The organism is Sphingorhabdus buctiana, from assembly GCF_042680825.1.
In the GTDB taxonomy this organism is placed as follows: domain Bacteria; phylum Pseudomonadota; class Alphaproteobacteria; order Sphingomonadales; family Sphingomonadaceae; genus Sphingorhabdus_B; species Sphingorhabdus_B buctiana.
In genome coordinates this window covers 101,572-122,626 of the sequence record NZ_JBHUEL010000002.1, presented here as the reverse complement: position 1 = coordinate 122,626, position 21,055 = coordinate 101,572, and the positions used below count along the sequence as shown (strand labels likewise).

The following is a 21,055-nucleotide window of genomic DNA, read 5'->3' as shown; positions in this document are numbered from 1 at the left end:
CTAAAGCGCCGCTCGACTGAAAATACAGGAAGTCCAATATGAAAATCGCGATGATCGGATCGGGCTATGTTGGCTTGGTATCTGGGGCCTGTTTTGCCGATTTCGGGCATGATGTGGTCTGTGTTGACAAGGACCAGAGCAAGATCGACCGGCTGAACGCCAATATCATGCCGATTTATGAACCGGGTCTTGATGCGTTGGTGAAGACCAATGTCGATGCCGGGCGGCTGAGCTTCTCGACCGATCTGGCTGGTTCGGTGAAGGGCTGCGATGCGGTTTTCATCGCGGTGGGCACACCCTCGCGCCGCGGCGATGGCCATGCCGATTTGAGCTATGTCTATGCGGCCGCGAAAGAGATTGGCGAAGCGATTGATCCCAAGACCGTCGTGGTCACCAAATCGACCGTGCCGGTGGGAACGGGTGACGAGGTCGAGCGCATCATCCGCGATGTACGGCCCGATCTGGAGTTCGAAGTCGTCTCCAACCCCGAGTTCCTGCGCGAAGGCGCGGCGATTGGCGATTTCAAGCGGCCTGACCGCATTGTTGTCGGCAGTGATACCGAATGGGCGCGCGAAGTGATGCGCGGCGTCTACCGCCCACTCTTCCTCAATGAATCGCCGATCCTTTTTACCAGCCGCCGTTCGTCCGAACTGATCAAATATGCGGCGAACGCTTTCCTTGCGACCAAGATCACCTTCATCAACGAAATGGCCGACCTTTGCGAGAAGCTGGGCGCGAATGTGCAGGATGTCTCGCGCGGCATCGGCCTCGACAACCGCATTGGTTCAAAGTTCCTGCATGCGGGCCCCGGCTATGGCGGCAGTTGCTTTCCCAAGGACACGCTGGCGCTGCTGAAGACCGCGCAGGACAATGACACCCCGGTGCGCATTGTCGAAGCGGTAGTGCAGGCCAATGACCTCAGGAAACGCGCGATGGGGCGCAAGATCGTCAACGCGCTTGGCGGCGATGCGCGCGGCAAACGGATCGCGCTATTGGGCCTCACCTTCAAACCCAATACCGATGACATGCGCGATGCCCCCTCTATCGCCATCGTCCAGACGCTGATCGATGCAGGCGCCGAAGTCTATGCGCACGATCCCGAAGGCATGGAAGAAGCCGCCAAGATCCTGCCTGAGGTCAAGATGACCGAGAGCGCCTATACCGCAGCGCAAGGTGCGGATGCGGTAGCCATCGTCACCGAATGGGATGCCTATCGCGCGCTCGACCTTGCCAAGCTCAAGAGCGTGATGAATGGCGATGTCCTCGTCGACCTGCGCAACATCTACCGACCCGAAGAAGGCGCCAAGGCCGGGTTCGATTATTATAGCGTCGGGCGGTAAGGGCTGGCGCTAGAGGCCAAGCACCAGCTTGGCCATGATGTTGCGCTGGATCTCGTTCGATCCACCATAGATCGACGCGGCGCGGCCGTTGAAATAGCGCGCCGTTGCGGTCAACGCGCTTTCCGGGCCGACATAGCCGGTGTTGCTCCCCGCTTGCCGAGCCTCATATTGATAAGGCGCGGCATAAATACCCGCCACGTCGACTGCCAGTTCCTGGATCTTCTGCTGGCATTCGGTGCCCTGCACCTTGAGCATTGAAGAAGCCGGGCCCGGATCGCGTCCTTCGCCGATTGCAGCGAGCACCATATCCTCGACCGCGTGGATCGTGCGCACTTGTGAATCAAGTTCGGCAATCCTGCGACGGATCGTGGGTTCGTTCAGCAATTCGGCATCTTTCGCTGCAGCGCGCACCTCTGCAAGTGCCTCGATCAGGCCAGCAGCATAGGCCGCCGCGCGTTCATATTCGAGCAGCGTCTTGGCGACCGTCCAGCCCTTGCCTTCGTCGCCCAGCCGGTTTGCCTTGGGCACGCGCACATTGTCAAAAAACACCTGGTTGAAATCATGGTCCCCCGCGATCGAGATGATCGGTTTGACCGAAATTCCCGGCGTTGCCATTTCGAGCAACAGGAAGGTGATGCCTTCTTGTGGCCGCCCGTCGCGATCGGTGCGGACAAGGCAGAACATATGGTTGGCGACATGCGCGTGTGTGGTCCAGATCTTGGAACCGTTGAGCACATAATGATCGCCATCGCTGTCAGCGCGTAGTTGCAATGCAGCCAGATCGGAACCGGCCTGCGGCTCGCTATAGCCTTGGCACCAATAATGTTCGCCCGCGAGCAGCTTGGGCAAATAATAGCCCTTCTGCGCGTCGCTGCCATATTTCATGATGACCGGCGCGACCATTTTGAGGCCCATCGGTGCGAGGCTGGGCGCCCCTGCCCGTGCGCATTCGGAGGCGAAGATATAGCGCTGCGTCTCGTTCCAGCCGGTTCCGCCATGTTCGGCAGGCCAATGCGGCGCGACCCAGCCCTTGCGCAGCAGGATCGCCTGCCATGCGAGGTTATACTCTTTCTCCACAAACACACTCGTCGCGCGCTTATGCGCCTGCCGCAATTCGGGCGGCAGGTTATCGGCCAGCCAGCCACGCACTTCGGCGCGGAAGGCGTTGAGGTCGATCTGGGCTTCGCTCATCTCAATTCACCTGCCGATCATAGCCTTCCCAATAGGGCGCGCGCAGATCCTTGCGCAGGATCTTGCCCGATGGATTGCGGGGAAGCGCATCGATGATGTCGATACTCTTGGGCACCTTGAACGGCGCGATACGTTCGCGCGCCCAGGCAATGACGCTGTCGGGATCGATGGTTGCACCCGGTTTTGGCGCACAGACCGCCTTCACTGCCTCACCCCATTTGGGATCGGGCACGCCGATGACTGCCACTTCCAAAACATCGGGATGGCCATAAATCGCGCTTTCGACCTCGGCAGGATAGACGTTCTCTCCGCCCGAGATGATCATGTCTTTGACCCGATCATGGATATAGAGATAGCCGTCCTCGTCCATATAACCGGCATCGCCGGTCTTCACCCAGCCATCGTTGGTGAGCGTTTTTTCGGTCGCCTCGGGCAGGTTCCAATAGCCGACCATGTTGTTTGACGAGCGCGTCCACACCTCGCCGACTTCACCGGTTGCTGCTTCATTGCCATCGGCACCGACCACCTTGATCTCGACACCGGGCAGCGGTTTACCCGCGCTGCGCATGCGCGGATTGCCGTTGGGATCATGGTCCTCTGGCGGCAGCATGCAGATCGTGCCGGTGGTTTCGGTCATCCCGTAATTCTGGATGAAGCCGCATTTGAACATCTGGATGCACTGACGCAGCAGTTCGAGCGGGATCGGAGCTGCGCCGTAAAGGATATATTTGAGGCGCGAGAAATCGACTGTCGCACAGCGTGGATGCTGGAGCAGGATATGCAGCGCCGCCGGAACGATAAAGAGCCGCGTTACACCACCGGTTTCGACCGAATCGAAAAAGCCGTCGGGCGTAAATTCGGCAAGGATATAGGCAGGCAATCCCGCCGCGACTGCCATAATTCCCAGCCCGGTACCGCCGATATGCGCGCAGGGCATGGCAACGAGCACAACTTCGTCATCATCCCATTTTGTGTAGGCGAGCCCGGCCTCATTCGAATGCTTGCGCAGTGCGAAAAGGTTTCGGTTCGATAGCACAGCACCCTTGGGATTGCCCGTGGTGCCCGAGGTATAAAGCTGGAGCACGGCATCGTCAGGAGCGGAGGGTTCAAACGGCGCACGCGCGGTATTCTCGATCATCGCGCGCGCTTCGGGATCGGTCATCACCTGTTCGACATGCTGCAGCATGCCTTCCATCGAAGCGGGCGCGGATTCAAAGCCAGTGCCGAGGAAGAGGATCTTCGCCTTGGTATCGTTGATGATATAGGCCCATTCGGGTGGTGCCAGGCGCCAGCCAACCGGCACCATGACGATCCCTGCACGCGCAGCCCCGTAAAACAGCGTGTAATAGATGTCGCTATTCTTGCCGATCCAGGCGATGCGATCGCCCTTTTTCAGGCCTTTGGCCAATAAGGCGGTCGCGACGCGGGCAGTGCGCTCTTCGAGTTCGGCATAGGTGAAGAAACGGTCTTCCTCGCGCATGGCAAGGCGATCGCCGCGCTCCTCCGCCCAGTGGCGAACGAATTCGTCAAAAGTGCTCAATTCCGAAATGTCGGCCATCTTCCCTCTCTCCCAAGAAGATCGGCTGAATAGAAACAGCCGCTCCACCCCTTTTTGGCGAGGGGGAAGCGGCTGTCAATGCGAAGTTTAATCGCGTGATTAAATTTATGTCTTACTCGGCGGCAACGGATAGATCGGCCTCTTTCCAAACCAGCATCGGCTTGCGCGCTGCCAGCGTCTCATCAAGACGACGGCGCGGGGCGTGGTGCGGAGCGGATTTGAGCGACGGGTCGCCCTGCTTCGCACGATTGGCCACTGATCGCAGCGCGCCAATGAACTGGTCGAGCGCGGCCTTGCTCTCAGTCTCGGTCGGCTCGACAAGCATCGCGCCGTGGACCACGAGCGGGAAATAGACCGTCATCGGGTGATAGCCCTCGTCGATCAGACCCTTCGCGACATCGAGCGTTGAAAAGCCCTCGGCAAGGCCATTGTCGGTGAATAGCGCCTCGTGCATGCACGGGCCCGATGCGCCAAATGGCGCCTCAAGCGTGCCTTCAAGGCTGCGCAGCACATAATTGGCGTTGAGCACCGCATCCTCGGCCACCTGGCGCAGGCCATCGGCGCCATGGCTCATGATGTAGGAAAGTGCACGGGTGAACATGCCCATCTGGCCGTGGAAGGCAGTCATCCGACCAAAAGTTTCGGGCTGCATCGCCGTCGCATCCTCCTCTTCAACCAGCTTGAAGCTGCCGTCGGGCAGTTTCGCGACAAAGGGAATTGGGCCATAAGGCGCCAGCGCTTCGGACAGCACGACCGGCCCCGAACCCGGGCCACCGCCGCCATGCGGGGTGGAAAAGGTCTTGTGCAGGTTGATGTGCATCGCATCGACGCCAAGATCGCCGGGGCGAACCCGGCCGACAATCGCGTTGAAATTGGCGCCGTCGCAATAGACATAGCCGCCCGCTGCGTGCACCGCGTCCGAAATCACCTTCAAATCGCGTTCGAACAGGCCGCAGGTGTTGGGATTGGTGATCATCACGCCCGCCACATCCGGCCCAAGGCGCGCCTTGAGCGCTGCAACATCGACGCGGCCTTCTGGGGTTGCGGGGATATTTTCCACGCTGAAGCCCGCAAAAGCAGCCGTTGCCGGGTTGGTGCCATGTGCGCTTTCGGGGACGAGGATGACCGGACGGTCTTCACCGCGCGCATCGAGAGCCGCCTTGATCGCAAGAATGCCGCACAATTCGCCATGCGCACCCGCCTTGGGCGACATGGCAACGCCGTGCATGCCGGTAAGATCAATCAGCCAATGTGCCAATTCGTTGATCACCTGCAGCGCACCCTGCACCGTTTCCTGCGGCTGCAGCGGATGGACGTCGATAAAGCCTTTCATACGCGCCACCTTTTCATTGAGGCGCGGGTTGTGCTTCATCGTGCAGCTACCGAGCGGGAAAAGGCCGAGGTCGATGGCATAATTCTGCCGCGACAGGCGGGTGTAGTGGCGGACGGTTTCGGGCTCTGAAAGACCCGGCAGGCCGATCTCGCGGTTGCGCTCCAGCCCACCGAGACGCGATTGCACCTTCGGGGCGGGGTCGAAGTCGACGCCGGTGGTGTGGCTGTCGCCAATCTCGAAAATCAGCGCTTCTTCAAGCATCAGCGCGCGGTTTCCGGTGTAGGTTTCTGCTGCCATGACGTCACTTTGGCCCATTTCAGGTCGCCAGCCGCTTGCGTTTACCGTGCTCATGCCAACACCTCCTGCAGCGCTTCCGCAAATGTTTCGATATCCTCTTCGCTGACCACTTCGGTCACCGCGACGAGCAAGCCGTTTTGCAGCGCTGCTTCGCCCGGATAGAGGCGACCGAGCGAGACGCCGCCCAGCACCTTCTTCGCCGCCAGCTTGTGCACCACATCGCGGGCGTTGACGGGCAGTTTCAGTGTGAATTCGTTGAAGAAGCTGTCGTTGACGAGGGTGACGCCCGGGATCTGCGCAAGCCGTTCTGCCGCCTGCACCGCGCGAGCATGGTTCAGCGCCGCCAGATCGCGCAGGCCACGCTCACCAAGCAAGCTCATATGAATACTGAAAGCCAGCGCACAAAGCCCTGAATTGGTGCATATATTGCTCGTCGCCTTTTCGCGACGGATATGCTGTTCGCGGGTCGAAAGCGTGAGCACAAAACCGCGCTTGCCCTCTGCATCAACTGTCTGGCCGCACAGGCGACCGGGCATTTGCCGCACGAATTTTTCCTTGCAAGCGAACAGGCCGACATAGGGCCCGCCAAATTGCAGGCCGACGCCGAGCGACTGGCCTTCGCCAACAACAATATCTGCACCCATTTCGCCGGGAGACTTGATCGCACCCAGCGCCACAGGCTCGGTGACCACTGCGATCAACAGCGCGCCATGTTCATGCGCTTTCTGAGCTATGGCGCTTAAGTCTTCAATTCGGCCAAGAATATCGGGATATTGCACAACCACACAGCTGGTTTCGCCATCGATTGCGTTGAGCAAGCGCGCGGTATCGCTTTGCGCCATGTCGAGCGCGGCAAGATCGAGCGTATCGCCGGTGAAACGCGCCATCGTCTTGGCGACGCTGACATAATGCGGATGCAATCCGGATGAGATAACGGCCTTGCTCCGCTTGGTCACACGCCCGGCCATGCCGATCGCTTCCCAGCAGGCGGTTGAGCCATCATACATCGAGGCATTGGCCACGTCGCATCCAAACAGCCGCGCAACTTGCGTCTGGAATTCAAACAGCATTTGCAGAGTGCCTTGCGCAATTTCGGGCTGGTAGGGCGTGTAGGCGGTCAGGAATTCGCCACGCTGGATCAAATGATCGACGCTCGCTGGCACATGATGCTTATAGGCCCCTGCCCCCAGGAAAAAGGGATGGTGCGCCGCCGCCATATTCTTGCGTGCCATGGCGGAGAAATGCCGTTCAACCGCCATTTCACTCGCATGCATCGGCAAGCCCGGGATCGGCCCTTTGAGCCGTGCCTCTTCGGGCACATCGATGAAAAGGTCATCGATCGATGCTGCACCGATTGTGGCGAGCATCGCCTGCCGGTCGTTATTTGTCAGGGGTAAGTAGCGCATTTCCTAATCCTTTTCCCCTCCCGCTCGCAGGAGGGCCATGATTCAGAGCGAATCCACAAATGCCTTGTAAGCCGCTGCATCCATCAAGCCGTCGAGCTCTGACGGATCGCTCAGTTCAAGCTTGAAGAACCAGCCGGCACCTTCGGGATCGCTGTTCACCAGAGCCGGATCATCGGCGAGTGCATCATTGCCCTCGGTCACGGTGCCCGAAACCGGGGCATACACGTCAGAAGCCGCCTTGACCGATTCGACAACCGCAGCGTCGCCACCCTTGGACAATGTGGTGCCGACTGCGGGTACTTCGGCAAAAACGATGTCGCCCAACTGGCCTTGCGCATAGTCGGTGATGCCAACCGTGGCGGTGGTGCCTTCAACTTCGATCCATTCATGCTCGTCGGTGAAATAACGCGTCATTTGCTCGCTCCTCTGCGGTGATATCGATGTGGAATGAAAGGCATGGCCGCGACTGCCAGCGGCACGCGCTTGCCGCGCACCTCCGCCTCCAGCGCCGTTCCAATGCTGTTATGGTCGGCTGCGACATAGCCCATGGCGATGGGTGCGCCCACACTGGGGGCAAAGCCGCCCGATGTGACCGTGCCGACCTGCACTTCGCCTGCAAAAATCGGCGCGCCTTCGCGTACCGGCATCTTGCCCTCGACCGAAAGGCCAACCAGCTTGCGCGACGGGCCCTCGGCCAGCGCTTTCAGGATGCGATCTGCGCCGTTGAAGCCGCCTTCCTCGCGGCGCCGCTTCGAAATGGCAAAGCTGGCATTGCCTTCAACCGGATCGGTCGACGGGTCCATGTCGTGGCCATAAAGCGGAAGCCCTGCCTCCAGCCGCATGGAATCGCGCGCACCAAGCCCGATGGGTTTGACTTCGGGCTGTGCGCACAGCGCATCGGCCAAGGCTTGCACCTCATTGGCAGCAACCGAAATTTCAACACCATCCTCACCGGTATAGCCCGAGCGGCTGATCCAAAGCGGCACTTCGCCCCAGAGGAAGAGATCGGCTTCCATGAAATAGAGTTGGTCCACGCCGGGGATGACGCGCGAAATGGTTTCGACCGCTTTCGGCCCTTGCAGCGCGAGCAAGGCGCGGTCTTCAAGGTGGTTGATATCGATGGCCGCAGGCAGGTTCGCGCGCAGATAGGCGATGTCCTGGTGCTTTACCGCGCCGTTGACGACGACATAGAGCCCGGTAGGGGTCGCGGTGACCATCAGGTCATCAAGCACGCCGCCATCCGCGCCAAGCAGCAGCGAATAGCGCATCCGCCCTTCTTTCAGCGCGGAGATATCGCCGGGAACGAGCTTTTCGAGAGCTGCCGCGACGCCTTCGCCCGAAAGGATCAACTGCCCCATATGGCTGACATCGAAAAGGCCTGCGCTCTCGCGCGTCCACTGATGTTCGGCCATGATGCCTTCATATTGGATCGGCATGGCATAGCCAGCGAACGACACCATGCGGGCGCCCTTGGCACGGTGCCAGTCACCCAATGGTAGTTCGAGCATGTCGGTGTCGTCGCTCATAAAATCTCCGCACAAAGTTACAGCCAGCGACGGCGTCGCTGCCTGCCCCCTCTGTCACGGATACCTGAGAGCTTTACCCCTTCGGTGGCCCCGCCTTGCACGGGACGCTTTCCAGAGTGTCGCAAAAGCCAAAACGGTCCTTTTGCCTGAGAGATTCCGGGGCGGTTGCTCCTTCGGCGGCGAGGTTTCCCCCGCACTCTCCCGTTTCGTCAGCGACTGAGTCGGCCTTGGCTTTTGGTCGCCCGAGAGTCAACCGGCGAGCGCGCGGATCGCATCATTTTCGTGGATATGTCTGCCCTGCCCGCCCGCAAGCGCCAGATTGGCAATCGCCTGCGCCACGACGGGCGCCGGAATAGAGCGATAGCGGCTTAGCCCGCCTACCATTAGTAGGTCGGTCAGCGGCGCCAGCATGATTGCCACGCTCTCCCCCGGCCGGCTTTCGGGGCGTTCCCCACCGGTGAGCAAACCGGGGCGGAGGAAATCCACACGGTCAAAGCCGGCCTGCGCCATCGCTGCTTCGGCTTCGCCCTTGGTCTTTAGGTAGAAATTGGCGGATTTATCGGAAGCGCCGACCGAGGAGACCGCGATCATATGTCTGGCACCGGTCTGTTTTGCAGCCTGTGCAAAGGCCGCCACCAAATCAAAGTCGACCGCGCGGAAAGCGGCTTTCGAGCCTGCAATCTTCATCGTCGTGCCTAGGCAAGATATGGCGACGTCAGCCTTGATCGCTGCAACTTCGGCGGCCCAATCGGCGGACGGCGCCTCATGCACGATCACGCCTGCTGGCACCCTTTCCGGCTTGCGGCGGACGATGATGTGGGTTTCCACCCCTTCCTGCCCCGCCAGATCGACGACAAGCTGCTTGCCGACCAGACCGGTTGCACCTGCTATCACGACCTTCTTCATTTGCCCGGCCCCTCCATCTGCCCGCCGAAAATTTCACGGTGGCAGTTCATCGCAAACCGATCAGTCATCCCGGCAAGGAAATCCCCGATATGGCGTGCGCGCGCCGGTTGCTCCTCGGGCAGACTATCGCGCCATTCCTGCGGCAAAAGCTGCGCATCATTGCAATAGGCGTTGAACAAGTCCGAAACGATGGTCGCAGCGCGTTCCGCAGCGGCCAATTGCGTCGGGTAGTGATAGAGATTGGCGTACATGAACGCTTTCAATGTACGTTCGCGTTCAGCCAGTTCATCGGAAAATCCGCCAATTGTACGACCAGCCGCACGCACATCATCGGCGGTTTCGATACCCGCGGCAGCGATGCGCGCCTTGGTCGTTTCGATCACATCATTGACCATCACGCCAATCTGCTCGCGGATCAACTCGCGCAACAGCGCTTCATGCTTCGCACCCGGATAGCGATCGCAAATTGCGCGCCAGCGCTGCTCGACAAAGGGCAGCTCGAGCAACTGGTCGAGCGTCAAAAGGCCAGCACGGATGCCATCGTCGATATCGTGATTATCATAGGCAATATCGTCCGAAATCGCCGCAATCTGCGCCTCAAGCGAGGCGAATTGGGAAAGCCCGAGTGGGAACGCGCCATCGATTTCGCGCAGCGCCCAATTGGGATCATGCACCGGTCCGTTATGCTTGGCGAGGCCTTCCATCAATTCCCAACTGAGGTTGAGGCCGGGCCAAAGCGGATAAGGGCTTTCAAGCTTGGAGAGGGTTCGCAGCGTCTGCGCATTATGATCAAAGCCGCCATAAGGCGCCATCGCAGCTTCGAGGGCATCTTCACCCGCATGGCCAAAGGGCGGATGGCCGATATCATGGGCAAGGCACAGCGCCTCGGTCAGGTCCTCGTCGAGCCCCAGCGCACGCGCAATGGTGCGGCCGATTTGCGCGACTTCAAGGCTGTGGGTCAGGCGGACACGGTAATGATCGCCATCCGGCGCGATGAACACCTGTGTTTTGTAGCGCAGGCGGCGAAAGGCAATCGAATGGATAATCCGGTCGCGGTCGCGCTGGAAAATGTTGCGCGGGCCGCGCGCTTCCCCACCCGGTTCGGAATGGAGCCTTCCGCGGCTGGTTTCAGGATTGCAGGCAAATGGTGCGCGGCTATGCATGGCCATGCGCTTTGCACCAGAGGCGTCGACAAAACCAGCCGCTATTTGGCACCCAGTTTCTTGACGACGGTGCCGTTTTCGCTGTTCCAGACAAAGCTGCTGCCGCCCGCCTTGCGATAATCGGCGTCCCATTTCTTGGCAGCATTGGCATTGGCAAAGGGGCCAACCAACAGGCGGCTCGATTTGCCCCAGACCGAGGTCCAGCCCTCTTTGCCCTTGAACAGCTCAGGCGATTTCTTGGCAAAGCGTCGGAAATCGGCACCCAATGCGGCTTCGGCACCCGTCGCGACCTGCACCCAGATGCGCGCAGGTTGCGGCGGTGCCTTTGGCTCGACTTTAGCTTTGCCGGTTTTCGGATCCTTGGCCGCAGCGGCTGTCTTTGCCGGATCGACCTTGGCTTGGGTTTTCTGGATTGCTTTCAAGTCCACCGGTGCGACCGTCGGCTTTTGCTCGCTTTCGGGAATCTCGATCGACTGGACGATCGAATCCAGATCAAAAGATGCTGTGCGGACAGGCTGGCTTGGCTGCACCGGATTTTGCGCCGGAACGTTGGACGAGGCGGGCGGAGCCGCTTCGGTTACCATCGGCGTTTGAACCGGTTGGGCGGCGGGCGGAGGCGCCGTCTCCACCCTCACATTTTCGGCCATGCGAGTTTCTGCCGGCGGCGGCACGATTACGGGCTTGGTCGTTTCGGGTGCCGGTTGCGGTTGGCTTGTCGTTGCGGCCGGCGTCGTGACCTGCTGCTGGCGCTGCGCCGCCTGTTCAAGGGCATTGCGCGGGGCAGAGGCAGGCGTGGCAGGAGCCGGAATGTTATTCACGGCTATACGCGGCGGCTCGGTGGCAGCTGCGCTTGGCTGGTTGGTTGCTGGCGCGCTGCTACCCGGCAGGATGATGCGAACCGGCGGACGTGCCCGGTCTGGCGGCGGCAATTGCGCCGAAGCCAGCACAACAGGTTTTGCCTTTGCCGCTTCCTCAACCTTTTGCTGCGCGGTCGAGGTCGAGAAGCCGGGCGCAGCCCCATTGCTGGCGACACGCTGTTCGCGTTGCGCGGGCTTTTTCTCTTCTTTTTTGTTGGCTGCGGGCTTCTTGCTTGTTCCGCCGAGCGGCTGGCCTGAAGGGATCAGCCTGTCCTGCCCGGTCGCGGCGCTGGCCACCTTGGTGACGCCGGTGGCCGCAGCCACCTGTTTGATCTCGGCGCTGTCTTCACCGATCCGACCGACCGGGAAATGGCCGAAATGCATCGCGGCGGCGCGCTGTGCGTCGGTCATCCGTGGCATTTGGCGGAGGAAACCCTCCATCCGGCGGGCAGCATCGGGCGCGAGGAAGCCCTCGGCAATCTGCACCGCTTCCTTGATGTTGCCGCGCGCTGCGAGCATCATCGACCGGGCGCGCCACGCCTCCGGATCATTGCGCTGCAGCAAGGGCAGCAACATGGCGTCGGCCTCATTTGCCTTACCTGCCATCGACAATGACATGGCATAACGGCGCGTCAGGTCATCGCTTTGGCCATAGCTGCGCGCCAACTGGTAATCCTGCTGCGCGCGGGCAAAATTGCCCAAAAGGTCAAACGCCAGTGCGCGATCGAGCGCGATCGACCGTTCGGATGCACCCAAACGGACCGCATCATCGAAATAGCGAAGAGCTTCAAAGGGGTTTTCGGTGCGCACCATCGCCGAACCCATACCGGCAATGGTCCGCGAATTGCCCGGCTGGATGCTGTTCGCACGGGTAAAGAAGTTGAGCGCCGCAGCGGCATCGCCCAGTTTCAACGAGGCAAGGCCCGCATCGGTCAGCGCGACCGGATCGGTCGGGCGCATCGCCATGCGGCGCACAGCATCGCGCAACTCGACCGAAGCCGGCGAGTCATAGGCAGGTTTGACTTGCGGTTTGGCCTGTTCGAACTGGTCCAACACGCTTTCGTCTGCATCCTGGGCCACAATCGGGGCTGCCAGGGCAAGCGCGAGCGCGAAGGATAGCGAGACCCGTTGTTTATGCATCATCGGGCCGCAAATGTGGTGCGCGGGGCAAAATTGCAATCGATACGCGGCAAAGCGCGCCGGATTGTGCCGCATGCTCGACAAGCGGCGTTCCGGCGCGTTTTAATCAGCTATTGCTTTGACGGTCGAGAAAGCGGGGGATGTTAACGCCCCCTGCATTATCATCTTCCGGCTCATCATTGCCACGCGTCAGTCCGCGCGACAGGTTCGACATGCGCTCAAACAGCGTACCGCCGCCGGTTGAAACGCGCGGAGCGGGCGTTGGTTCCGGGGCCGAAGTGCCAAAACTTGGCGCAGGGGCCGGTTCGGGTTCGGCAAAGTGCTGTTCCGGTTCGACATGCGATTCACCGAGTTCGAGCGGCGCTTCTTCAGCCGCCGGTTCGGAGAGATCGAGAACGCCATCATCGTCCGACGCAGCTTCTTCCTGATAATCGAACGCCGGGCTTTCCGAATATTCCGCTTCGGGTGCAGCCTCTTGTTCAGGTTCGGAAAGTTCGAGCGGCTCTTCAACCACCGGCTCTGGCTCTGCAGCTACGGGCGGCGTTGCAAACCCGCCGAGCGGGGTGGCCGGGCGGCTGTCGAACGCATAGGAACGCGGCGGCTGCACTGCAGCCTGCGCATCCTGATCGATACCAGTGGCGACGACCGAGACGCGGATCTTGCCGTTGAGATTTTCGTTGAACGCCGAACCCCAGATGATGTTGGCATCGGGATCGACCAGTTCGCGAATATGGTTCGCGGCTTCGTCGACTTCCATCAGGCGCATATCTTCGCCGCCGGTGATCGAGATAATGACGCCGCGCGCACCCTGCATCGACACACCGTCGAGCAGCGGGTTGGCAATCGCTTTTTCAGCGGCTTCAAGAGCGCGGCCATCGCCTTCGGCTTCGCCGGTGCCCATCATCGCCTTGCCCATTTCGTGCATTACCGAACGCACGTCGGCAAAGTCGAGGTTGATGAGGCCGGGCATAACCATCAGGTCGGTGATGCCACGCACACCCTGCTGCAAGACTTCGTCCGCGAGCAGGAACGCTTCCTTGAAGGTCGTGTTCGGATTGGCGACCAGGAACAGGTTCTGGTTCGGAATGACGATCAGCGTGTCGACATGCTGTTGCAGCTCGGCAATGCCCGATTCTGCAGAGCGCATGCGGCGCGAGCCTTCGAACAGGAAGGGCTTGGTCACGACGCCGACGGTCAGGATGTTCATTTCACGCGCAGCGCGCGCGATCACAGGTGCCGCACCGGTGCCGGTGCCGCCGCCCATACCAGCCGCGATGAAACACATATGCGCGCCTTGCAGCGCCTGCTTCACCTGCTCGATGGTCTCTTCGGCCGCTGCACGGCCAACTTCCGGACGCGAGCCTGCACCAAGACCTTGCGTGATATCAGGGCCAAGCTGGATACGGTATTCGGCGGGAGACGCATTGAGCGCCTGTGCGTCGGTATTGGCCACAACAAAATCGACACCCTCGACGCGTGCGCCGATCATGTTCGCGATCGCGTTGCCCCCTGCTCCGCCCACACCGATGACTGCAATTTTAGGCTTCAGTTCATCGACGATTGGCGGACCGATGTTGATGCTCATTCCCATTCACTCCCTTGGCCGGTCAGGCATAAGTAAAAGAAGTCCAAAAACCCCCGTTAACTGTGTCTTGTGGCACAAAATTGAGAGCAAAACACGTAAAAGTTACCCACAGGCTGCGGGTTGTTCTTGCGATCGGGCTAGAGGTTCTCTCTGATCGCCTGCAGGATACGGGCGAATACCCCTGCATTCTGTGTTTTCATCGCACTATCAGAGCCTTGCAGCCCCAAACGGAGATCGGATGGGTTCGAATTTGCGTAGAGCGCAAGCCCGGCCATGGTCGAAAATGCCGGCCCTGAATGGGCATCGGGCAGCCCTGGTAGTTCGGTCGGTCGGCCGACACGCACCGTACGACCGAGTGCGGCCTGCATGTGGTCTGCAAGACCCTTCAATTCGGCCCCGCCGCCGGTCAGCACGATGTGGTGCCTGCCCGGGTTGGAAAAGCCCATTTCCTTAAGCGCACGGCCGATATCGACGACCATGGTATCGATGCGCTGCGAGATGATCGCATTCAACTGCGCGCGGGTGATTTTGGGCCGTTCGGCCTGGCTGGTATCGCCCGGCGCGCCGACGTCGAGGCTTTCCTGATGGTCGCGCGGCGACGTGATGGCAGAACCATGGAAGCATTTCAGCCGCTCCGCCTCTGCCCGACGGATGCCGAAGACCGAAGCGATCTCATCAGTGATATCCGCACCGCCGTGGTTGAGCGTCACCAGCCCCGCCAGCATGCCGCCGATGAAGACCGAAACGTTGGTGATTGCGGCGCCCATTTCGACCATCGCCACGCCCAATTCGCGTTCTTCGGCGCTGAGGCAGGCAAGCCCGGCAGCCACAGGCGATGCGACAATGGCGTCGACACCCAGATGCGATGCGCGCGCCGTCATGTCGAGATTGCGGACCGGCGAAGGATCGGCCAGCACCGCGTGGATTTCCACTCCGACACGGTCGGCATAGAGCCCGAGCGGGTTCGCGACCCCGGCATTGCCATCGAGCGCATAGAGCGTCGGGCTGACGTGCAGCACGACCTTGCCGCGTGTGTCGATATTGGTGCGTCCTGCGGTGAGCAGGTCGTCAATATCCGCCTGTTCGACCTTGTCCCCGCCCAGATCGATTTCTACGGGCGACAACAGGCTATCAAGCCCGCCGGCCGACATGCCAAGCCACACCCGGTCGATGTTTATGCCGGCAATCCGCTCTGCCTGTTCGACCGCATGGCGAACCGAAAGTTCGGCCAATTGCATGTCGGCAATGCATCCGCGGACAACGCCCTTGCTCTCCCGCTGGCCAGTGCCAAGGATGTGCAGCGTACCGCCCTCATCTACCCCGGCAATCAGCGCGGAAACTTTGGACGACCCGATATCTAACGTGGAAATGATCTTTTCGTAGCGCACCGCCATCAGGCCGAAACCCCACCTGTTCCGGCCTCGGCAGAGGGCTTCTCGTCCTGTTTTTCGATCTGGACCGGCTTTTCCTTTGCGGCGCGGCGCATATAGGCCCGTTCCGGATCGCGCAGGTCGAAATGAATGATGTCGCGGCCCAGCAAGCGGTGCACGCCATCCATGCGGGTAAAGTTCACCAGAGCCTGCGCCGCCAGATTGTCGCCTTCGGGAAGCGACAGCGTCTCCCCGGTCTTGAAGCGTAGATCCCAGCGGCGGTTGCCCACCCAGCTTGCACCCACGACCTGATCCTTGAGCGACTGCGCGCTATCGAGCAGCTTGGCGAGCGCCACGACCTGCCGGTTGGCCCCTTCGCCGTTGATGATCGGCAACGCGCCAATTTCGGCCCGCGAAATCTTTTCGAGTTCGACGCCCTTTTCATCGATCAGCGAATAAACACCATTGCGGTGCCAGACCGCCGTCGGTTTGCGTTCAATGATGTCGACGACCAGCGTATCGGGCAAGCGGCGGGTTACGCGGACATCCTTGATCCAGCCATATTCGATAAGGTCGGTGCGGATCTTGTCGATATCGACCAGCGGCATGGCCCGGTCCTTTTCGGCGAGCACGATGTCATACACCTTGAGCTGGTCGACCCGATCCATGCCGGTAATCTCGACGCGCTTGACCTCAAATCCCGCTTTGGCCGCGACCTGCGCATATTGCTGGTAAGCCGCCTGCGGCACGCCAAACCAGTTGGCGACGATAAGCGCGATCAACAACAAGATGGCGAGCACGCCCCAGGTCAGCGCGCGCTGGATATCCTCTTCGGTGAAAGGCAGGATGCGCAGCAGCCGGTCCATGATGCCGACCTGCCGCACCTTCTTGCGCGGTGCAGCCTTGCGTGCCTTGGCAGGTGCCTTGCGGGCAGTTGCCGTCTTCATGCAAGCGCCTCCTTCACAAGGATATCGACAAGCTGTTCATAGCTGATACCCATCTGCTTGGCCTGTTCGGGAACGAGGCTCAAAGGCGTCATGCCCGGCTGGGTATTGGTTTCAAGCACGAACACGCCGTCGCGGCCCAGTTCATCATCCCATCGGAAATCGGTGCGCGATGCCCCCTTGCAACCGAGAAGTTCGTGCGCGCGCTGCGCCAGCTCCATCATGTAATCGGCAATATCCTGCGGGATTTCCGCCGGGCAGACATGTTCGGTGAGGCCATCGGTATATTTGGCATCGAAATCGTAAAAGCCGCTCTTGGGCTTCAGCTCTGTCACGCAAAGCGGTTTTCCGCCGAGCACCGCGACGGTCAATTCGCGCCCCTTGATGAAAGGTTCGGCGAGCAGCGTATCAAATTCCTGCCAAGGCCCTATGGCATCGCGGGAGATCGGGTTTCCGTAATTCCCGTCGGCCTTGACGATGGCAACGCCCACCGAGCTACCTTCATTGACTGGCTTCAGCACATAGGGGCGCGGCAGCGGATCACCGGCATAAAGGCTTTCGCTCTCGACAATCGTACCTTTGGGCATCGGGATGCCGGCTGGGACCAGCCGCTGCTTGGTCAATTCCTTGTCGATAGCAATTACCGAAGTGACCATGCCGCTATGGGTATATTTGATGCCCATCAGGTCGAGCATGCCCTGCACGCTGCCATCTTCGCCCGGAACGCCGTGGAGCGCGTTGAACACGACATCAGGTCGCAATCCGGCAAGCACCTGCGCAACATTGCGGTCCATATCGACGCGGCTGACCTTGTAGCCCACCTTTTCGAGCGCATCGGCAACGCCATTGCCGCTCATCAGCGACACCGGCCGTTCGTTCGACCAGCCACCCATGAGGACTGCAACATGGATCGGCTCACTCACTTCGCATTCCCTACTCGTTCATTGTTTGACGCTTCGGCGTAAACGCCTACGCGTTGAATTTCCCAATGCAGATCAACGCCCGATTTTGCTTTCACGCGGCGACGCACTTCCTCGCCCAGTTCCTCGATATCGGCACTGGTGGCATCGCCGGTGTTGATGAGGAAGTTGGTGTGCTTTTCTGAAACCTGCGCGCTACCGATCTGGAGGCCACGGCAACCGGCTTCATCGACCAACTGCCAAGCCTTTTGCCCATCCGGGTTTTTGAAGGTTGAACCGCCGGTTTTCGAACGCAGCGGCTGCGATGCTTCGCGGCTGGCGGAGATGCGGTCCATTTCGGCCTGGATGGCTTCGGGTTCACCGGGGCGCCCACGAAAACGCGCGCCAACTACGATCGCGCCATCGGGCAGTTCGCTGTGGCGATAGCTGTATTGCAGTTGTGCGGCCGGCAGGGTGACCAGTTCACCATTGCGCAAGACCACATCACAATCGACGAGGATGTCCTTCACCTCGCCGCCATAGGCGCCGCCATTCATGCGAACGAAGCCGCCAACGGTACCGGGGATTGAGCGCAGGAATTCCATTCCCGCAATGCCATTGTCACGCGCGGTCGAGGAAACGAGGATGCCGCTGGCTCCTGCCCCGCAATCGAGCGTCACGTCATCAACCTTGGTGACCTTCGCAAAAGCCTTGCCCAGACGGACCACAACGCCCGGTACGCCACCATCGCGCACGATGAGGTTCGATCCCAGCCCAAGTGCCATCACCGGAACTGCTGGGTCGAGCGCATAGAGGAAATCGGCAAGGTCCTTGGTGTCGGCTGGTTCAAACAGCCATTCGGCCTTGCCGCCGCTCTTGAACCAGACAAGCGGCGCCAGCGGCGCATCGTGCGTCAGCTTTCCGCGCACCGTTGGCAAGGCGTAACAGACGCTCATGCACGCGCTTTCCTGATCGCCTCGGCCAGCCCTGCGGCCCATTTGGTGATGTCGCCCGCACCCAGACAAACGACAAGGTCGCCTTCGCGCGTGGTCGCTGCAAGTTCATTTGCCAGCGCATCGGCGCTGTCGATTTCCTGCGCATTATGGTGGCCGCGTCGCTTGATCTTGCCGACGAGATCGGCGCTACTTACGCCTTCGACCGGTGCTTCACCTGCTGCATAGACCGGCGTCACATAGACCACATCGGCATCGTTGAAGGCGGTTGCGAAATCTTCCATCAGATTGCCGAGACGCGAATAACGATGCGGCTGGCACACCGCAATCACGCGGCCTTTCACGCCTTCGCGTGCGGCCGACAGTACGGCGCGGATTTCGACCGGATGGTGGCCATAATCGTCGATGATGGTGACGCCATCAACCTCACCCACCTTGGTGAAGCGCCGTTTGACCCCGCCAAATTTGGCAAAGCCAGCCTGCACCTGTCCATCGCTCATGCCGCGCTCAAGGCCGACGGCAATGGCGGCGAGCGCATTCTGCACATTGTGGCGGCCCGACATCGGCAAGAAGACATCCTTGATCTCTCTCTTACTGCCATCGCGCGCGCGGATCACGACATCAAAGGTGTTGCCGCCCAATTCGGGGCGGACATTGTCTGCGCGCACATCGGCCTGTGCCGAGAAGCCATAGGTCAGGATGCGACGATCGCGGATACGCGGGATGATCGCCTGCACCTCCGGATGGTCGAGGCAAAGGATGGCGACGCCGTAAAAAGGCACATTTTCGATGAACTCGATATAGGCCGCCTTGGCCGTGTCGAAATCGCCATAATGATCGAGATGCTCGGGATCGATATTCGTGACGACGGCAATCGTGCCATCGAGGCGCAGGAAGCTGCCGTCGCTCTCGTCGGCCTCTACCACCATCCAATCGCTGTCACCCAAACGCGCGTTCGAGCCATAATTGTTGATGATGCCGCCATTGATCACGGTGGGGTCGAGCCCACCGGCATCGAGCATCGCGGCAATCAGCGAGGTCGTCGTGGTCTTGCCATGCGTACCCGCAACCGCGACGGTGTATTTCAGCCGCATCAATTCTGCGAGCATCTCCGCACGTCGGACCAGCGGAATACGGCGCTCGAGCGCGGCCTCTACTTCAGGATTGCCGCGCTTCACAGCCGTCGACGTCACCACCACAGCGGCATCGCCCAGATTTTCAGCGGCATGGCCGATCATAACCTTGATGCCGCGGCTGCGCAGCCCTTCGATCACATAGCCCTCGGCAATGTCGCTGCCCTGCACCGAATAGCCAAGATTGTGCATCACCTCGGCAATGCCGGACATGCCGATGCCGCCGATGCCGACGAAATGGATGGTTCCGATGTCGGTACCCACACCCTTCATGAAGTCGCTTTCCGTGCAAGGGCCGGCTCGGCACCGCCAAAGCCAAGGCCCGTTTGTTCTTTGGTGGTCAGCGTCTGCATCAGCGGCGCACGACCGAAGGATTCCACCAGATCAGCCAGATCATGCACCGCATCGGGGCGGCCGCAGCTTTTTGCGGCTCGGGCGGCATTTTCCAGCGTTTCCGGGATGAGCGCCATTTTCTGGATCTGCTTGGCAAGCTCGACCGGGGTGAACGACGATTGCTTGATTGCACGTGCGCCGCCGGCCTTGACCATCTCGCTGACATTGAACGCCTGGTGGTTGTCCATCGCCGATGGCAGCGGGATCAGGATAGCCGGGCGACCCGCACAGGTCAGTTCGGCAATGGTCGATGCCCCTGCCCGCCCGATCACCAGATGCGACCAACCGAGCCTTTCGGGGAAATCTTCCAGATAGGTGGCAAGCTGCGCAGGTATCTGGTGGTCGGCATAGGTCTTGCGAACGGTTTCCAGATCTTCAGCACGGCATTGCTGGGTAACCTGCAAGCGGCGGCGCAGGTTGAGCGGAAGGCGTGTCAATGCGTCGGGGACGACTTCGGACAGGATCGAGGCGCCCTGGCTACCACCCGTTACCAGCACGCGGAATACGCCATCCTCGATAAAGGGTGGGAATGGCTCGTCACGCAGCGCGATAACCTCGGCACGGACCGGATTGCCTACCAGATGTACTTTGTTTTCGTGACGAGGCTTGACCCGCTGCACATCGGGATAGGCAGTGGCAATTGCGTTCACCTTGCCTGCCACCAAGCGGTTGACCCGGCCCAGCACGGCATTTTGTTCATGGATGACGGTGGGCACCTTGTTGGCAAAGGCCGCAAGCAAGGCAGGCAGGGCCGGATAACCGCCAAAGCCGACCACCGCAGTCGGATCGAATTCGTTGAACAGCGCTCGCGCCATGGCTCGCCCGCGCCAGATGTTGCGCGCCGCCGCGAGCCAACCGCGCGGCCCGCCTGCAACGCGCCCTGCGGGCATGATGTGCATTTCCATGCGATCGGGGCAGCCGGGAATGGTCGATCCGCGATTGTCTGTAATCAGCGCAATCTGGTGCCCGCGGCGCATCAATTCGGCACCCAAGGCATAGGCCGGGATGATATGGCCGCCAGTGCCGCCTGCGGCGAGAACGAAATTGCGCGATACGCTCAT

The 21,055-nt window shown here is 60.5% G+C and carries 17 protein-coding genes and 1 riboswitch; of the genes, 1 reads left to right on the top strand and 16 read right to left on the bottom strand.

Annotation, left to right across the window (positions count from 1 at the left end):
- The first annotated feature begins 38 nt into the window (after positions 1-38).
- A complete protein-coding gene (locus tag ACFSAG_RS01055; RefSeq protein WP_381510688.1) occupies positions 39-1,340 on the top strand; it encodes a UDP-glucose dehydrogenase family protein in 1,302 nt (433 codons plus the stop codon).
- 9 nt (positions 1,341-1,349) lie between these two features.
- Here the strand turns inward: ACFSAG_RS01055 and ACFSAG_RS01050 are convergent, their stop codons facing one another.
- From ACFSAG_RS01050 to murG, 16 genes are all read right to left on the bottom strand, one after another.
- A complete protein-coding gene (locus ACFSAG_RS01050) occupies positions 1,350-2,531 on the bottom strand; it encodes an acyl-CoA dehydrogenase family protein (protein WP_381510686.1) in 1,182 nt (393 codons plus the stop codon).
- Between the two features lies 1 nt (position 2,532).
- Positions 2,533-4,089, bottom strand: coding sequence for a fatty acid--CoA ligase (locus ACFSAG_RS01045; RefSeq protein WP_381510684.1), 1,557 nt, complete (start codon positions 4,087-4,089; stop codon positions 2,533-2,535).
- Positions 4,090-4,201: 112 nt separating this feature from the next.
- Positions 4,202-5,773, bottom strand: a complete 1,572-nt coding sequence (gene gcvPB, locus ACFSAG_RS01040; protein WP_381510682.1) for an aminomethyl-transferring glycine dehydrogenase subunit GcvPB — start codon at positions 5,771-5,773, stop codon at positions 4,202-4,204.
- Positions 5,770-7,125 (bottom strand): aminomethyl-transferring glycine dehydrogenase subunit GcvPA, encoded by a 1,356-nt coding sequence (gene gcvPA / locus ACFSAG_RS01035; protein WP_381510680.1) that lies wholly within the window; start codon positions 7,123-7,125, stop codon positions 5,770-5,772. Before gcvPA ends, gcvPB begins: the two co-directional genes overlap by 4 nt.
- 42 nt (positions 7,126-7,167) lie before the next feature.
- Complete coding sequence (gene gcvH, locus ACFSAG_RS01030) at positions 7,168-7,539, bottom strand: glycine cleavage system protein GcvH (RefSeq protein WP_374615115.1); 372 nt, start codon at positions 7,537-7,539, stop codon at positions 7,168-7,170.
- Positions 7,536-8,651: a glycine cleavage system aminomethyltransferase GcvT gene (gcvT, locus tag ACFSAG_RS01025; protein WP_381510678.1), complete on the bottom strand. Its 1,116-nt coding sequence runs from the start codon at positions 8,649-8,651 to the stop codon at positions 7,536-7,538. Before gcvT ends, gcvH begins: the two co-directional genes overlap by 4 nt.
- Before the next feature lie 124 nt (positions 8,652-8,775).
- A riboswitch (glycine riboswitch) is annotated at positions 8,776-8,865 on the bottom strand.
- A gap of 35 nt (positions 8,866-8,900) precedes the next feature.
- Positions 8,901-9,557 (bottom strand): NAD(P)H-binding protein, encoded by a 657-nt coding sequence (locus ACFSAG_RS01020; RefSeq protein WP_381510676.1) that lies wholly within the window; start codon positions 9,555-9,557, stop codon positions 8,901-8,903.
- Positions 9,554-10,720: a deoxyguanosinetriphosphate triphosphohydrolase gene (locus ACFSAG_RS01015; RefSeq protein WP_381511246.1), complete on the bottom strand. Its 1,167-nt coding sequence runs from the start codon at positions 10,718-10,720 to the stop codon at positions 9,554-9,556. Before ACFSAG_RS01015 ends, ACFSAG_RS01020 begins: the two co-directional genes overlap by 4 nt.
- A 41-nt stretch (positions 10,721-10,761) precedes the next feature.
- Positions 10,762-12,720 (bottom strand): hypothetical protein, encoded by a 1,959-nt coding sequence (locus ACFSAG_RS01010; protein ID WP_381510674.1) that lies wholly within the window; start codon positions 12,718-12,720, stop codon positions 10,762-10,764.
- 103 nt (positions 12,721-12,823) lie between these two features.
- On the bottom strand, positions 12,824-14,302 hold the full coding sequence (gene ftsZ, locus ACFSAG_RS01005; RefSeq protein WP_381510672.1) for a cell division protein FtsZ: 1,479 nt from the start codon (positions 14,300-14,302) through the stop codon (positions 12,824-12,826).
- Between the two features lie 137 nt (positions 14,303-14,439).
- Complete coding sequence (gene ftsA, locus ACFSAG_RS01000) at positions 14,440-15,699, bottom strand: cell division protein FtsA (RefSeq protein WP_374615370.1); 1,260 nt, start codon at positions 15,697-15,699, stop codon at positions 14,440-14,442.
- A complete protein-coding gene (locus ACFSAG_RS00995) occupies positions 15,696-16,619 on the bottom strand; it encodes a cell division protein FtsQ/DivIB (protein ID WP_381510670.1) in 924 nt (307 codons plus the stop codon). The genes ftsA and ACFSAG_RS00995 overlap by 4 nt, the downstream gene beginning before the upstream one ends.
- Complete coding sequence (locus tag ACFSAG_RS00990; RefSeq protein ID WP_374614558.1) at positions 16,616-17,539, bottom strand: D-alanine--D-alanine ligase; 924 nt, start codon at positions 17,537-17,539, stop codon at positions 16,616-16,618. The genes ACFSAG_RS00995 and ACFSAG_RS00990 overlap by 4 nt, the downstream gene beginning before the upstream one ends.
- Complete coding sequence (gene murB / locus ACFSAG_RS00985; protein ID WP_381510669.1) at positions 17,536-18,471, bottom strand: UDP-N-acetylmuramate dehydrogenase; 936 nt, start codon at positions 18,469-18,471, stop codon at positions 17,536-17,538. The genes ACFSAG_RS00990 and murB overlap by 4 nt, the downstream gene beginning before the upstream one ends.
- A complete protein-coding gene (gene murC, locus ACFSAG_RS00980; protein WP_381510667.1) occupies positions 18,468-19,874 on the bottom strand; it encodes a UDP-N-acetylmuramate--L-alanine ligase in 1,407 nt (468 codons plus the stop codon). Before murC ends, murB begins: the two co-directional genes overlap by 4 nt.
- A complete protein-coding gene (murG, locus tag ACFSAG_RS00975; RefSeq protein WP_381510665.1) occupies positions 19,871-21,055 on the bottom strand; it encodes an undecaprenyldiphospho-muramoylpentapeptide beta-N-acetylglucosaminyltransferase in 1,185 nt (394 codons plus the stop codon). The genes murC and murG overlap by 4 nt, the downstream gene beginning before the upstream one ends.

Coding starts and splice junctions, on each gene's coding strand:
- ACFSAG_RS01055 (WP_381510688.1), top strand. CDS start 39: ATGAAAATCGCGATGATCGGATCGGGCTATGTTGGCTTGGTATCTGGG.
- ACFSAG_RS01050 (WP_381510686.1), bottom strand. CDS start 2,531: ATGAGCGAAGCCCAGATCGACCTCAACGCCTTCCGCGCCGAAGTGCGT.
- ACFSAG_RS01045 (WP_381510684.1), bottom strand. CDS start 4,089: ATGGCCGACATTTCGGAATTGAGCACTTTTGACGAATTCGTTCGCCAC.
- gcvPB (WP_381510682.1), bottom strand. CDS start 5,773: ATGAGCACGGTAAACGCAAGCGGCTGGCGACCTGAAATGGGCCAAAGT.
- gcvPA (WP_381510680.1), bottom strand. CDS start 7,125: ATGCGCTACTTACCCCTGACAAATAACGACCGGCAGGCGATGCTCGCC.
- gcvH (WP_374615115.1), bottom strand. CDS start 7,539: ATGACGCGTTATTTCACCGACGAGCATGAATGGATCGAAGTTGAAGGC.
- gcvT (WP_381510678.1), bottom strand. CDS start 8,651: ATGAGCGACGACACCGACATGCTCGAACTACCATTGGGTGACTGGCAC.
- ACFSAG_RS01020 (WP_381510676.1), bottom strand. CDS start 9,557: ATGAAGAAGGTCGTGATAGCAGGTGCAACCGGTCTGGTCGGCAAGCAG.
- ACFSAG_RS01015 (WP_381511246.1), bottom strand. CDS start 10,720: ATGCATAGCCGCGCACCATTTGCCTGCAATCCTGAAACCAGCCGCGGA.
- ACFSAG_RS01010 (WP_381510674.1), bottom strand. CDS start 12,720: ATGATGCATAAACAACGGGTCTCGCTATCCTTCGCGCTCGCGCTTGCC.
- ftsZ (WP_381510672.1), bottom strand. CDS start 14,302: ATGAGCATCAACATCGGTCCGCCAATCGTCGATGAACTGAAGCCTAAA.
- ACFSAG_RS00995 (WP_381510670.1), bottom strand. CDS start 16,619: ATGAAGACGGCAACTGCCCGCAAGGCACCTGCCAAGGCACGCAAGGCT.
- murB (WP_381510669.1), bottom strand. CDS start 18,471: ATGAGCGTCTGTTACGCCTTGCCAACGGTGCGCGGAAAGCTGACGCAC.
- murC (WP_381510667.1), bottom strand. CDS start 19,874: ATGAAGGGTGTGGGTACCGACATCGGAACCATCCATTTCGTCGGCATC.
- murG (WP_381510665.1), bottom strand. CDS start 21,055: ATGAGCGTATCGCGCAATTTCGTTCTCGCCGCAGGCGGCACTGGCGGC.